At 54.5% G+C, this 12,521-nt stretch carries 14 protein-coding genes and 1 pseudogene; 11 read left to right on the top strand and 4 right to left on the bottom strand.

Going from position 1 to position 12,521, the window contains the following annotated elements; translation table 11 throughout:
- Window positions 1-224: 224 nt before the first annotated feature.
- Together NHG65_RS23165 and NHG65_RS23160 are read left to right on the top strand one after the other, a co-directional pair.
- Window positions 225-386, top strand: a pseudogene (locus tag NHG65_RS23165) (hemagglutinin repeat-containing protein); the annotation flags it as partial.
- A 632-nt stretch (window positions 387-1,018) separates the two neighbouring features.
- Complete coding sequence (locus NHG65_RS23160) at window positions 1,019-1,696, top strand: hypothetical protein (RefSeq protein WP_499182720.1); 678 nt, start codon at window positions 1,019-1,021, stop codon at window positions 1,694-1,696.
- Window positions 1,697-1,776: 80 nt separating this feature from the next.
- On the opposite strand, the gene uriH is transcribed toward NHG65_RS23160, so the two are convergent.
- Entirely contained in the window at window positions 1,777-2,721 is a 945-nt protein-coding gene (uriH, locus tag NHG65_RS23155; RefSeq protein WP_499182719.1) for a uridine-preferring nucleoside hydrolase UriH, read from the bottom strand.
- 208 nt (window positions 2,722-2,929) lie between these two features.
- On the opposite strand from uriH, the gene NHG65_RS23150 reads away from it, so the two are divergent.
- Window positions 2,930-3,211 carry a zinc ribbon domain-containing protein gene (locus NHG65_RS23150; protein WP_207977327.1) on the top strand — a complete coding sequence of 94 codons (282 nt, stop codon included), beginning with the start codon at window positions 2,930-2,932 and terminating at the stop codon, window positions 3,209-3,211.
- Between the two features lie 2 nt (window positions 3,212-3,213).
- Complete coding sequence (locus tag NHG65_RS23145; protein WP_207977329.1) at window positions 3,214-3,591, top strand: hypothetical protein; 378 nt, start codon at window positions 3,214-3,216, stop codon at window positions 3,589-3,591.
- Here NHG65_RS23145 and aaeR read toward each other — a convergent pair.
- Window positions 3,554-4,465, bottom strand: coding sequence for an HTH-type transcriptional activator AaeR (aaeR, locus tag NHG65_RS23140; RefSeq protein WP_207977331.1), 912 nt, complete (start codon window positions 4,463-4,465; stop codon window positions 3,554-3,556). The two genes, NHG65_RS23145 and aaeR, sit on opposite strands and share 38 nt — an antisense overlap.
- A gap of 308 nt (window positions 4,466-4,773) precedes the next feature.
- On the opposite strand from aaeR, the gene aaeX reads away from it, so the two are divergent.
- From aaeX to NHG65_RS23115, 5 genes are all read left to right on the top strand, one after another.
- On the top strand, window positions 4,774-4,977 hold the full coding sequence (gene aaeX / locus NHG65_RS23135) for a p-hydroxybenzoic acid efflux pump operon protein AaeX (RefSeq protein ID WP_012147087.1): 204 nt from the start codon (window positions 4,774-4,776) through the stop codon (window positions 4,975-4,977).
- A gap of 7 nt (window positions 4,978-4,984) precedes the next feature.
- Window positions 4,985-5,920, top strand: a complete 936-nt coding sequence (gene aaeA, locus NHG65_RS23130) for a p-hydroxybenzoic acid efflux pump subunit AaeA (protein ID WP_085119165.1) — start codon at window positions 4,985-4,987, stop codon at window positions 5,918-5,920.
- A complete protein-coding gene (gene aaeB / locus NHG65_RS23125) occupies window positions 5,920-7,887 on the top strand; it encodes a p-hydroxybenzoic acid efflux pump subunit AaeB (RefSeq protein WP_099065081.1) in 1,968 nt (655 codons plus the stop codon). Before aaeA ends, aaeB begins: the two co-directional genes overlap by 1 nt.
- Before the next feature lie 243 nt (window positions 7,888-8,130).
- Window positions 8,131-8,580: a ribonuclease domain-containing protein gene (locus NHG65_RS23120; protein ID WP_489844443.1), complete on the top strand. Its 450-nt coding sequence runs from the start codon at window positions 8,131-8,133 to the stop codon at window positions 8,578-8,580.
- A gap of 5 nt (window positions 8,581-8,585) precedes the next feature.
- A complete protein-coding gene (locus NHG65_RS23115; RefSeq protein WP_037416266.1) occupies window positions 8,586-8,885 on the top strand; it encodes a barstar family protein in 300 nt (99 codons plus the stop codon).
- Between the two features lie 30 nt (window positions 8,886-8,915).
- On the opposite strand, the gene yjgA is transcribed toward NHG65_RS23115, so the two are convergent.
- Window positions 8,916-9,464 (bottom strand): ribosome biogenesis factor YjgA, encoded by a 549-nt coding sequence (yjgA, locus tag NHG65_RS23110; RefSeq protein ID WP_085119683.1) that lies wholly within the window; start codon window positions 9,462-9,464, stop codon window positions 8,916-8,918.
- Between the two features lie 177 nt (window positions 9,465-9,641).
- On the opposite strand from yjgA, the gene pmbA reads away from it, so the two are divergent.
- Together pmbA and cybC are read left to right on the top strand one after the other, a co-directional pair.
- A complete protein-coding gene (pmbA, locus tag NHG65_RS23105) occupies window positions 9,642-10,982 on the top strand; it encodes a metalloprotease PmbA (protein ID WP_499182718.1) in 1,341 nt (446 codons plus the stop codon).
- Between the two features lie 156 nt (window positions 10,983-11,138).
- A complete protein-coding gene (cybC, locus tag NHG65_RS23100; RefSeq protein WP_085119680.1) occupies window positions 11,139-11,525 on the top strand; it encodes a cytochrome b562 in 387 nt (128 codons plus the stop codon).
- On the opposite strand, the gene NHG65_RS23095 is transcribed toward cybC, so the two are convergent.
- Window positions 11,522-12,307: an AraC family transcriptional regulator gene (locus NHG65_RS23095; RefSeq protein WP_413502710.1), complete on the bottom strand. Its 786-nt coding sequence runs from the start codon at window positions 12,305-12,307 to the stop codon at window positions 11,522-11,524. The genes cybC and NHG65_RS23095 overlap by 4 nt on opposite strands.
- Window positions 12,308-12,521 lie beyond the last annotated feature (214 nt).

The following is a 12,521-nucleotide window of genomic DNA, read 5'->3' as shown; positions in this document are numbered from 1 at the left end:
GGGCAAAAAGTTGCCAGCGTCAAAATGCACTGACGAAAAGTGGTTGTCACAGGCTGAGTATACTGGGAAAAACTCTGTTCGCTGGTTAGCTTCACAACGGATAAATTTTTTGTGGAGAATAACTTTTTGGCTGTTCCTGCGTCTGTTTCGCCGTCGGTTGTTGTACCAAATTCGTCTATTAGTGAAACAGGTGGAAATGAAACCTGGGATGCGGAGATGGTTCGGATATCGAGAACGGCAACGGTAATATCGGGCCGATATTCGACAAGGAAAAAGAGCAGAACCGGCTGAAGCAGGCGCAGCTGATAGGCGAGATAGCTGGGCAGACAATGGATGTTATCCGCACTCAGGGTGATATCAATGGGCTGAAAGCGGCCAACCAAAAATAACAGTGCTTCAGCGGGTGCTGTTACTATTTAGAAGCGTTAGGATTTGTAAGTAATATGAATAAGTTAGAGGTCTACATAAAAATGTTTGAACTTGTTCTACCTTATGTTAGGAGTATTCAGTCACAAAGTTCAAGGGTGAAATCAAGGGATGTATCATGTTATTTAGAAACGGAACTTATACATAGTCTTCCTAAAAGCTTTATGGATACTAGTATAACTGAGCATGATATATGGTTTTTGAATTACCAGGCGAAATATTATTTTGAAAAGTGCAATGATGATATATCACCAAACTATAATCAGCACGTGGATTATATCAGGATGTTATTTAAAATGGTTTCTGAAAAATTAAAATCTAAGCTAATGTGGGCAGGCCCATAAGTAACAAGCCAGGATAATGTTGACATTGTTACTTCTAAGCCCTAGATCTCGCCTCCGTAACCGACTCACTCTGGGGGACGGCGATATCGTGAGTTATAATCTAAAAACATGATTATCATAATGTTTATCTTATGAATATTTAATCACTCAAGATTAATCATTAATAAAATAAATTTCTTTGCATTAAAGATAAACGATATGAATAAATACCCAACATGATGTTGGAATACTACTAACAAGGAGCAGTAATGAAAAAAGTTCTGTGTGTTTCCATGGTGAGCAGTTTTCTGTTATTAACTGCCTGTTCATCAACCAATAATGTAGAAAAGGTCACCGCTGCTAATGGCAGTAGCATTGGCGTGAAGACTTTCTTTGCTCTACCTGAAAATAATAATAATCAATATGCTGATACCAAGCTGCGTATTGTCACGCAGGTCGATACAGGTGTAGGTATGGGGCTACAGGTTTTAACATCTGCACTTACCGGTGGTCTTTCTGCCAGTACCTTCAGCAAGGATACGTTGAAAGGCAGCAGCGTAGATACTTTGCCAGAACCGACCAAAAGCTATTTGGTGCCTAAGGCCAAGGTTGTTATCGCCGACTGGTTGCAAAAGAACGGTGCTGGTTACAGTTACAAGAATAATTTGAACATCACCCCCGCCAGGTGGTTGCTGGTTTATCAAGAGCTGGCGAAAAGTGATACTCAATTCGAACTGCGCTACGCCGTTACCTTTTATAAGCGGCCGGAGGGGGGAAGCATGTTCTCAGCCTTCGACCAATTCAAATGCAGCCCAACCCCGCGTTCGGCATCGTTGGCACAGTGGCAAGCCAGTGATTATGCGATGGTGAAACAGGTCACTACAGAATATATGGATAACTGCCTGAGCCAGCTGGATGGGAAATTAACCGCATTACTAAAGCGCTAGTTTCTCCTCCGCGATAAACCCAGGCAGGGCGGTTATCCAAAGCCACCCGGTTCTCCAATACCGCCTTTGATAGCCGCAGCTTAAACCTTCACTTCCCCAATCCTCTCCAGTGCATCCACCACCAAATCCCAGAACTTATCCTGATCCAGCTTTACCGCCACCTGGGTGTGGCAGTCCGGCGGTGGCGCGGTGCGGAAGTCGGCTACCGTCATGCCCAGCGTCAGGGTGCCGGTCAGTTCGATATCTACCGGGACTTTACGCACCGTCATCACGTCGGGGTCGATCACATAAGCCACCGCACAAGGATCGTGCACCGGCGGTGCGCTAAAGCCCTGTGCCTGTTGATACATCTTGCCAAAGAATTCAAGCAGTTCGCCGACAAACCTGGCCGGTCCGGTCTGGATAGCGGCAATACGGGCGCACACTTCTGGCGTGGCGAGAGCCTGATGGGTCAGATCCAGCCCGACCATGGTCAGTGGCCACTTTTCATTGAACACGATGTGCGCGGCTTCCGGATCGATCTTGATATTGAATTCTGCCACCGCGCTCCAGTTACCCACGTGGTAGCCACCGCCCATCAAAACCACTTCTTTCACTCGTTCGGCAATGCGTGGTTCTTTGCGCACCGCCATAGCGATGTTGGTCAGGCCGCCGGTCGGCACCAGCGTCACGCTACCCGGCGGGTGAGCCATGATGGTGTCGATGATCAGATCTACCGCATGGGAGGGTTCCAGTTTTAATGTCGGCTCCGGCAGCACCGGACCATCCAGGCCCGACTCGCCATGGATATCAGGGGCGACTTCTATTTGTCGTACCAACGGGCGCGGGCAGCCGGCGGCAAAGGGTACGCCGGTAATATTGGCGATGCGTGCGACGGCCAGCGCGTTGCGGGTGACCTTATCCAGCGTTTGATTGCCCACCACGGTGGTCACGGCCAGCAGATCGATCTGCGGGTTACCCCAGGCCAGCAGCATGGCGATCGCGTCGTCATGTCCCGGGTCACAGTCCAGTATGATTTTTTTCATTGTTATTCCTGATGCAGGGAGAGGTCTCCGCAGCATAGCGCACCGGTGGTGGGCGGGGTAATGACCGAAGATGCTTTTTGCTAACCACATCAAAGCGTTGCTGATTTCGCGGTATAATTAAACGTAAATCCCCCTTGGCGCGCTTTACCCTGGAGTTTACTCCAGGGTTTATTCTGCAACCTGGCGTAAAGCACTGAGGAGAAGCGCGATGAGCATGTTGAAAAAGCTTTTGGGGCAAGGCGGTTTTGGTGGCGGGCATCAACGTGCGGGGCACCGTAGCGGGCATCATGGCAACCGTTATAATCAGCATGGCGATCAGGGGCCACAATGCCTGCAATGTCAGGCGCCTAACAAGCCCGGTGCCCGGTATTGCCACCGTTGCGGTCAGCCTTTTGAGGCGGCAGCGGCACAATGCAGCGGATGTTCCGCACCCTTGCCACCGGGCAGCCGTTTTTGTCAGCAATGCGGCAAGGCCGCTAACGGGGGATAGCCATGACCAAGCGTGGATGGAGTGTGGCAGTACTGTTGGCGACAATGGCAGTGTGGACGCTGCTGGCCTGGGGTGTCTCTGGCATATTGGGTTGGTTGCCTGCGCTGACGGAGCTGGCGCAGAGCGGTTCGGCCCAGTTGGCACCGCAGCTTACCGGCTGGCTCAGCCTGGTGCCGCAGGCATTATTGGACAGTTGGCTGCCGCTGTTGCAGCAACTGGGCGGCTGGCTGGCGGGATCTTTCCCGTTGCTGCTTACCTGGGCGGGATATGCCGTCTGGCTCATCTGGGGGTTGGGCATGCTGGCACTGCTGGTACTTGGCGCTTTGGCGCGCCGTGTTTTGCTCAGCGATAGCCCTGATAGACTTCCCCCACGCGCTTAAAGTACTCGGTCAGGTAGTCGATACACACCTGTACCTTGAGCGGCAGTTTATCTTTCTCGGTGTACACCGCGTACACCGGGCGAGGATCCGCATGATAGCTTTTGAACAGGATCTCGATCTCTCCGCGTTTGATCTCTTCGATCACCCACATCAGCGGCGCATAGGCGATACCGGCCCCGGCTTTTAGCCAGCGGATCATGGTCTGTGAATCGTTGGTGACAAAGCGCCCTTGTGGTGCGATGCGCGTGCTGATGCCTTCCGGCGCGATCAGCTCGAATTCGCTATCTGGTCGCACGCTGTATTCCAGCCAGGAAAAATTGACCATGTCGCTCGGTTTTTGTGGAGTGCCGTACTGGCTGAGATAGCTTTTGGCGGCACACACCACCATCGGCATTGAACCCAGGCGTTTGGAGAACAGGCTGGAATCCTGCAGCGCACCGGTACGGATCACTACGTCCAGCCCGTCAGCAATCAGATCCGGGGCGGGGATGCCGGTCACCAGGTTCACCGTCAGGCCAGGGTACTCTTTCAACATATCGGCGGTCATGGTCGCCAGCACGTTTTGCGCCATGGTGGAAGAACTGCCAATACGCAGCGTGCCGGTCGGTGTATTATTAAACGCATACAGCTGTTCGTGCACCTCGCTGACTTCCAGCAACATGCGGCGACAGCCCTGATAATAGATTTTTCCGGCCTCCGTCAGGCCGATGCTGCGCGTGCTGCGGTTGAGCAGCTTGACCTGCAGCTCATTCTCCAGTTTGGAGACGGTCTGGCTGATAGACGAAACGCTCATATCCAATTGGCGCGCTGCCGCAGTAAATGACCCGCATTCAACCACTTTGGCGAATACCGACATCCGTTTTAGTCTTTCCATTATTCACTCTGGCTTAAAAGTGATTTAGATCACAGATTGTTGATGAGTTGATAGTAAGCACGCTAATATAAACCGGTCGGGTGGAAAGACCTTACCAACGCGCGAGCGCGATCGGCAGCGCCATAATGGCCGATCCCTCCGGTATCCTCGCAGTCCCTATCGCGGATGTACGCTCCAGAGTTTACTCTTATTTCAGGTTCCTGACCTGCCTGGGCCGGAATTTGTGGTGCGCGTCAGCTAAAATGTAAAGAGAATGTGAATGGATATAGGTCTCAAAGCCCGGTGCAGTGAACAATAAGGAAAAATTGATGAGTTTGCTTCCGGTTATGGTCATTTTCGGACTGTCGTTTCCCCCGATATTTTTTGAGTTGCTGCTTTCGCTGGCGCTGTTTTTTTTACTGCGCCGCCTGCTGCAACCCACCGGGATTTACGATTTTGTCTGGCATCCAGCGCTGTTTAACACCGCGCTGTACTGCTGTTTGTTCTATCTGATTACCTGTCTTTTCGTTTGAGGTCGCTGTGAAAAATTTTTCAATAAAAATAACCCGAATCGCGATCACTCTGATTCTGGTCCTGCTGGGGATCGTCGCCATATTCAAAGCCTGGGTGTTCTACACAGAATCCCCCTGGACGCGTGACGCCAAGTTCACCGCCGACGTGGTGGCCATTGCCCCGGACGTCACCGGTCTGTTGACCGACGTGCCTCTGGTGGACAACCAACTGGTGAAGAAAGGGCAGGTGCTGCTGGTTATCGACCAGCCGCGCTACCAACAGGCCCTGGCAGAAGCCAGCGCCGATGTTGCCTATTACCAGACGCTGGCAGCGGAAAAGAGACGTGAAGCCGGTCGCCGTGTGCGCCTCGGTGTGCAGGCAATGTCGCAGGAAGAGATCGACCAGGCTAACAACGTGCTGCAAACCGTAGAGCATCAGTTGGCGAAGGCAGTGGCGACTCGTGAACTGGCTAAATTGGATCTGGAACGCACCACGGTGCGCGCACCGGCCGATGGCTGGATCACTAACCTGAACGTACATGCCGGTGAATACATCACCCGGGGTTCAGTCGCGGTGGCGCTGGTGAAGAAAAACAGTTTCTACATTCTGGCCTACCTGGAAGAAACCAAGCTGAATGGCCTGAACAAGGGCGATCGTGCAGAAATCACCCCGCTGGGCAGCAATCGCATCATGCACGGCACCGTCGACAGCGTGGCTGCCGCCGTCAACAACAGCAGCAGCACCGTGAACAGCAAAGGGCTGGCGTCGATCGACAGCAACCTGGAGTGGGTACGCCTGGCCCAGCGCGTGCCGGTGAAGATCCTGCTGGACGACAAAGACCAGTTGCATCCGTATCCGGCGGGGACCACCGCCACGGTGGTGATCACCGGCAAGAACGATCGTGCTACCGACAGCGGCTCGCCTTTTGTGCGTTTGATGCATCGGCTGCGTGAGTTCGGTTAATGAATAACCCAACCTTTATCCGGCTGAGATTTGCCTTCAAGCTCAGTTTCGCGATTGTGTTTGCCCTGTTTGTCGGTTTCCATCTCAATCTGGAAACCCCACGCTGGTCGGCAATGACCGCTGCCATCGTGGCCGCCGGCACGGCCTTTGCTGCGGGAGGCGAGCCTTTTTCCGGTGCGATTCGCCATCGCGGCTGGCTGCGTATTATCGGCACCTTTATCGGCTGTTTTGTTGGCATCGTGATTATCGTCACTACGGCGCGTGCACCGGTGGTGATGTTGTTGTTGTGCTGCATTTGGGCCGGTTTTTGCACCTGGGTTTCCTCTCTGGTGAAAGTTGAAAACTCCTATGCCTGGGGTTTGGCGGGTTATACCGCGCTGATCATTATCGTGACCGTTGCCAGCAGTGAATCTCACCTGCTGGAAGCGCCGCAGTTCGCCATTGAGCGCTGCAGCGAGATCGTGCTGGGGATCGTCAGCGCCGTGCTGGCGGACCTGCTGTTCTCACCACGTTCGATCAAACAGGATATCGACCGGGCGGTGGATAAACTGCTGGTGGATCAGTACCTGTTGATGCAGATGTGCATCAGCAACGCCGAGAAAGAAGACATCGACCGTGCCTGGAGCAATCTGGTGAAGAGCACCACTGCGCTGAACGGCATGCGCAGTCACCTGATGATGGAGTCATCACGCTGGCAGAAAGTAAACCGGCGCGTGCTGGCGATGCATACGCTGTCGCTGACGCTGATAACCCAGGCCTGTGAAACCTATTTAATCCTGTTGAACCACCCGGATGCACTGAAGGAAAATATCCGTGAGTTGCTGATGGTCCCGGCGGCAACGCCGCAGGAAATTCATAAACGAATGAAGCTGTTGCGACAGGTGTTAACCACCAACCGCACCGACGAAACATTGCTGACCATCACCAGTTGGGTGGGGGCGGCTACCCGTTACCTGTTGCTGGCTAAAGGCGTGCACACCAACAGCAGTATCAGTGCGGTTGAAGAGGGTGTGCTGAGCAGTGAGGTGGTGGTTAAACCGACCTCGGCGGAAGGTCACCACGCGATGATTAACGGCCTGCGCACCTTTGTGGCGACGGCGTTTGGTAGCCTGCTGTGGCTGTGGACCGGCTGGACCTCCGGCAGCGGTTTTATGGTGATCATCGCGGTGATCACCTCGCTGGCGATGCGTACCCCGGCACCACGTATGGTGGCGATGGACTTTATCCTGGGTATGTTGGCGGCGATCCCGGTCGGCTCGCTGTTCTTTATGGTGATCCTGCCGGCGACTCAGCAAAGTATTTTACTGCTGTGCCTCAGCCTGGGTCTGCTGGCGTTTTTCATCGGTATCGAAGTGCAAAAACGGCGGTTGGGTTCGCTCGGCTTGCTGGCGGGGACCATCAATATTCTGGTGTTGAGTAACCCGATGGAGTTCAACGTCACACAGTTCCTCGATGGCGCGCTCGGCCAGTTCCTCGGCAGTTGCGTGGGCCTGATGGTGCTGTTGCTGATCCGTGATAACTCCCGCGAACGTACCGGCCGTACGCTGCTGAACCAGTTTGTCGGCAGTGCGGTATCGGCGCTGACCACCAAGACCTCACGTCGTCAGCAAAACCACCTGCCCGCGCTGTATCAGCAGTTGAATCAACTGCTGATGATGTTCCCGAACGATATCGCCAAGTACCGACTGGCGCTGAACCTGATCATTGCTCACCAGCGTATGCAGCGAGCGGAGATCCCGGTCAGCGAGGAGCTTTCGGCGTTCCATAAACAGATCCGCAATACCGCCGACCACATGGTCTCGGCGAAGAACGACGTAAAACGTGCTTATTATTACGATCGGCTGTTGAGCGAAATGAACGATTATCAGCAGAAGCTGGTTGATTATCAGGCACCGCTCAGCGTCACCGGGCCGGTAAAACGCCTGGCCGACATGCTGCACCGCTATCGTCATGCGTTGATTGACTGATACCTCAAATACCCCTGCCGGGGCTATACTTGCCTGAGATAGCCCTGTTTCAGAGTTGCACTGAGTGCCAGACGCGCGGCAAAATGGCATGATTAGCTTGAACGGGTGATGCAGGTTGTTCGGCGCGGTTTCCCTGAAGTGAAAACGTTACATGCCAGTCATCTCTGCTTCATCCTTTTCATCTATAAATCCAACCAGCATGGGTGCTGATGCACCCCTGTAGGCCATAAATCAGGGACAGCAATGAACAAGCGGATCCTCGTGGCGATAGTTATCGCCGTTGTGATAGCCGGTTTTAACGCATTGCGCGGTAACGATCGAGTGATTGCCAACGTGCCGGCGGTGGCCGAAGGTCAGAGTATTGACCAACTGACGCAGCAGAAAAGGGTGGTGAGCTACTTGCAGCAGCATCAGCGGTTGCCGGACTATTACCTCACCAAGAAGCAGGCGCGTGAGCAGGGATGGGATGCACGTAACGGTAATCTGTGTTCGGTGCTGCCGGGCAAGGCGATTGGCGGCGACCGTTTCTCAAACCGAGAAGGGCAATTGCCCACGGCCAGCCGTCGGATATGGCGCGAGGCGGATATCAATTATCAATGCGGCCGGCGCGGTGCCGATCGCTTGCTGTATTCCAGCGATGGCCTGATTTTTGTCACGCGTGACCATTATAAAAACTTCATTCGGGTGGAGTGAGCTTGATGGCAAAAGTAGAGTTCGATTTTAATCAGATTAACGATTTGCCGGCGTTTTACCGCGACTTTGCGCATAAGTTTGCGCTGGATGAGGCGTTTGGCGCCAATCTGGACGCACTGTGGGACGTGGTGACTGCCGACATCGGCTTGCCGGTGGAGATTGAATTCACCCATCTCAACGCCCGCAGCAAACGACGCTTTGGCGCGATTATCCTGCTGTTTGAAGAGGCGGAGGAAGAGCTGGAAGGCAGCCTGCGTTTCAATATTCGTGAAAGCAGCGGTGAACCTGCACATCACCGGGGATGAATCGAGTTCATCCCGTGGTGACGGCGGCGATCATTGGGCGGTCTCGGCCAGATCGCGCAGGTATTGGAATATTTGACGGTAAGCTTTCGGCGGCTTGTTAGCGGCTTTCTCTTTCTGTGCGTTACGCACCAGCGAGCGCAGCTGCTGACGATCGGCTTCCGGATACAGCGCCAGGATCGGCGGGATCGCATCATCGCCTTCTTCCACCAGGCGGTCACGCAATGCTTCCAGCTTGTGGAACAGCGAAACCTGTTGGTTATGGCGGTTCTTCAGCTTGTCGAGCGCGGTCTGAATCGGCTCTATGTCGCGGGCACGCAGCATCTTGCCAATCAGTTGCAACTGACGACGGCGGCCTTCTTTCTTGATCTTCTGCGCCAGTTCAATCGCAGCGCGCAAATCTTCATCCAGCGGGATGCGTTCCAGCGCGTTCTTACCCAGCTCGACCAGTTCGACACCCAGGTCTTTCAGCGCTTCGGCATCACGTTTAATTTCACTTTTACTGACCCAGATAATCTCGTCATCTTCCTCGTCAATGTTCTCCGGGACATCGTCGAGCCAGTCTTCAGGCTGTTTGTTCATGGTAGGCTCCGTTAAAAAGAGGCTAATCCTAACAGGTTGCCGGCTTTATGCGAAATTCCACGCGGTTCCTGTTAGACTCAAAAGCATAAATCTCATGATTTTTGCGCGTGACTCCGCGCGCAACCACGCCGCCACGGCACTTTTCTCAACGATTTTCTGATTAAGTATGGCAGATTGATGAAAGTAGTCACTCAAGTTGCAGAACAGCGCAAGGCGCTGGAACAGGCCGTCTCACAGGCTTTGGAACTGGCGCGCGCCGGCTCCGATGCGGCAGAAGTTGCCGTGACCAAATCAACCGGTATCAGCGTCAGCACCCGCTTCGGCGAGGTGGAGAACGTTGAGTTCAACAGCGATGGTGCGTTGGGCATTACCGTCTATCATCAGCAACGCAAAGGCAGTGCTTCTTCTACCGATCTCAGCCCGGATGCCATTGCCCGCACCGTGCAGGCGGCGCTGGATATCGCCCGCTATACCTCGGTGGATCCGCATGCCGGTCCGGCAGAGAAAGACCTGTTGGCGTTTGAAGCACCGGATTTGGACTTGTTCCACCCGGCAGAGCTGGACGCCGATCGCGGTATCGAACTGGCTGCTCGCGCCGAACAGGCGTCACTGGCGGCGGATAAACGCATCACCAATACCGAAGGCGGCAGTTTTAACAGCCACTACGGTATCAAGGTGTTCGGCAACAGCCACGGCATGCTGCAAAGTTATTGCTCGAGCCGACATTCATTGTCGAGCTGTGTGATTGCCGAGCAGGGCGGTGATATGGAGCGTGATTACGCCTATACCATCGGCCGTGCCATGAGCGATCTGGAAAGCCCTGAATGGGTGGGCCAGGAATGTGCCCGTCGCACTTTGTCACGTCTGTCACCGCGCAAGCTGTCGACCATGACTGCCCCGGTCCTGTTCGCCTCTGAAGTGGCGACCGGCCTGTTCGGCCACCTGGTTGGTGCCATCAGCGGCAGCAGCGTTTACCGTAAATCGACCTTCCTGCTGGATTCGTTGGGCAAGCAAATCCTGCCGGACTGGCTGACCATCGAAGAGCATCCGCACCTGCTGAAAGGGCTGGCTTCCACGCCGTTCGACAGCGAGGGTGTACGTACCCAACGGCGCGACATTGTTAAAGATGGCGTGCTGCAAACCTGGCTGATGACCAGCTACGCGGCGCGCAAGCTCGGCATGCACAGCACCGGCCATGCGGGCGGCATCCACAACTGGCGTATTGCCGGGCAGGGTAATGACTTTGCCGGCATGCTCAAGCAGTTGGGTACCGGCCTGGTGGTTACCGAGCTGATGGGCCAGGGTGTCAGCGGCATTACCGGTGACTACTCACGCGGTGCTGCCGGTTTCTGGGTGGAAAATGGGGAGATCCAGTATCCAGTCAGTGAGATCACCATCGCCGGTAACCTGAAAGACATGCTGCGTAATATTGTCAGCGTGGGCAGCGATATCGAAACCCGCAGCAATATCCAGTGCGGTTCCGTATTGTTGCCGGACATGAAAATCGCCGGTCAGTAATCTCTGCTACGGCTGGCCGCTTCGGTTGCCAGCCGCATCTCTCTCCTTTCCTTCCCCCGTTTTAACCTTGCTTACAAATCTTCGGTTTCGGTTTTCAGCGCCCTTGCCTATGGTTAGGCTGGGTCAAATAAAACAATAACCGGAAGGTGAGCAAGCATGTCGAACAAACTGAAAGCGCTGTTGGCGTTGGCGCTGCTGGGTGCCAGTACACTGGCGGTCGCGGCCGATCTGGCCGACGATATGGATACCATCGCAGGCAATTACAAAAAGGTGCTGAGCACCGACTCTACGGATACCCTCAAACAAAGCCTGCAGAATATGCGTGCCGCGGCGGTAGATGCCAAGCAAAGCAAGCCGCCGAAAATGGAAGACAAAGCCAACGATAGCCCAGAGATAAAAGATTTTCACCACGGACTGGATACGTTGATCGGCCAGATCGATCAGTCGCTGGCGCTGGCCAACCAGGGCAAGCTGGCAGAAGCCAAACAGGTCGCGCAGGGCTTCAAGCAAACTCGCGACACCAACCACAAGAAATTCCGTTAAGCCCTTTCGCGCCGTTCTGAAGCCAGATAGCAGGACGGCGCCTGCCCCAGCACGCGGCGAAACATGGTTGCAAACGCCGCGCTGCTTTCATAACCCAATTCCAGAGCCACCTGCGTAACGCTACTGCCTTCGGCCAATTGGGCCAGCGCCAACACCACGCAGGCCCGCTGACGCCATTGTGAGAATGACATGCCGGTTTGATCCCGGAACAAGCGGCTGAAGCTGCGGATACTCATATACAGGCGTGTAGCCCACACCTGCGGTGAGTCGTGCGCGTCGGGCTGTTGCAGGAATCTCTGGCACAGTTCCCCCAGTCGTCGATCGGCAGGCAGCGGGATGTGCAGCGGCAGGGACTGCAACTGGGCCAGCTCATGTAACAGCAAACTGACCAGCGCACCATCCCGGCCTTGCTGCTGATACTCGAGGGGCATATCGACCGCCGCCATCAACAGTTGGCGCATCAGCGGTGTCACGCTAACCACCTGACAAACCTGAGGTTGAGAGGCCAGCAGCGCCGTCGGTTCAATGTACAGGCTGCGGGTGGTGACGCCGACCATTCTCACCTCGTGCGGTATCTGTGGCGGCAGCCACACCGCCCGCTGTGGTGGTACAAGCCAGTTACCCTGGAGGGTAAAGACGTGCATCACCCCGGTGGCACCATAGAGTAGCTGAGCGCGCCTGTGGCTGTGCATGGGCAACAGATGGCCTGAAGGGTAGTCGGTCCCTATGGCAATCACCGGCCTCGGCACGTGGTCGAGGTCATCAATACGTACGTTGCGCATAAACCCTGTCGTTGTGCAGTTTGGCCGAAACGCAATGATAGTTGGCCTTTCATATAAAGCAAGCCAGTCGCCATCACTCTACTATCAGGGCAGAAAAATAACGCTGCCTTGGTGGCGAGGTATTTTATTGTTGATTGAACCCTCATTATTTTAAACGCCGGGGCGGGGTGGGTTATCTCACCTGTGCAATACAAGAAGTTAATAAGGAATAAAT

Source organism: Serratia myotis (assembly GCF_027474885.1).
GTDB lineage: Bacteria > Pseudomonadota > Gammaproteobacteria > Enterobacterales > Enterobacteriaceae > Serratia > Serratia proteamaculans.
The sequence above is the reverse complement of the archived record's forward strand: the minus strand, read 5'-3'. Positions and strand labels throughout refer to the sequence as shown.

Excerpts from the sequence above, each read along its gene's own strand:
- NHG65_RS23160 (WP_499182720.1), top strand. The coding sequence starts at position 1,019 with ATGAAAAAAGTTCTGTGTGTTTCCATGGTGAGCAGTTTTCTGTTATTA.
- uriH (WP_499182719.1), bottom strand. The coding sequence starts at position 2,721 with ATGAAAAAAATCATACTGGACTGTGACCCGGGACATGACGACGCGATC.
- NHG65_RS23150 (WP_207977327.1), top strand. The coding sequence starts at position 2,930 with ATGAGCATGTTGAAAAAGCTTTTGGGGCAAGGCGGTTTTGGTGGCGGG.
- NHG65_RS23145 (WP_207977329.1), top strand. The coding sequence starts at position 3,214 with ATGACCAAGCGTGGATGGAGTGTGGCAGTACTGTTGGCGACAATGGCA.
- aaeR (WP_207977331.1), bottom strand. The coding sequence starts at position 4,465 with ATGGAAAGACTAAAACGGATGTCGGTATTCGCCAAAGTGGTTGAATGC.
- aaeX (WP_012147087.1), top strand. The coding sequence starts at position 4,774 with ATGAGTTTGCTTCCGGTTATGGTCATTTTCGGACTGTCGTTTCCCCCG.
- aaeB (WP_099065081.1), top strand. The coding sequence starts at position 5,920 with ATGAATAACCCAACCTTTATCCGGCTGAGATTTGCCTTCAAGCTCAGT.
- NHG65_RS23120 (WP_489844443.1), top strand. The coding sequence starts at position 8,131 with ATGAACAAGCGGATCCTCGTGGCGATAGTTATCGCCGTTGTGATAGCC.
- NHG65_RS23115 (WP_037416266.1), top strand. The coding sequence starts at position 8,586 with ATGGCAAAAGTAGAGTTCGATTTTAATCAGATTAACGATTTGCCGGCG.
- yjgA (WP_085119683.1), bottom strand. The coding sequence starts at position 9,464 with ATGAACAAACAGCCTGAAGACTGGCTCGACGATGTCCCGGAGAACATT.
- pmbA (WP_499182718.1), top strand. The coding sequence starts at position 9,642 with ATGAAAGTAGTCACTCAAGTTGCAGAACAGCGCAAGGCGCTGGAACAG.
- cybC (WP_085119680.1), top strand. The coding sequence starts at position 11,139 with ATGTCGAACAAACTGAAAGCGCTGTTGGCGTTGGCGCTGCTGGGTGCC.
- NHG65_RS23095 (WP_413502710.1), bottom strand. The coding sequence starts at position 12,307 with ATGCGCAACGTACGTATTGATGACCTCGACCACGTGCCGAGGCCGGTG.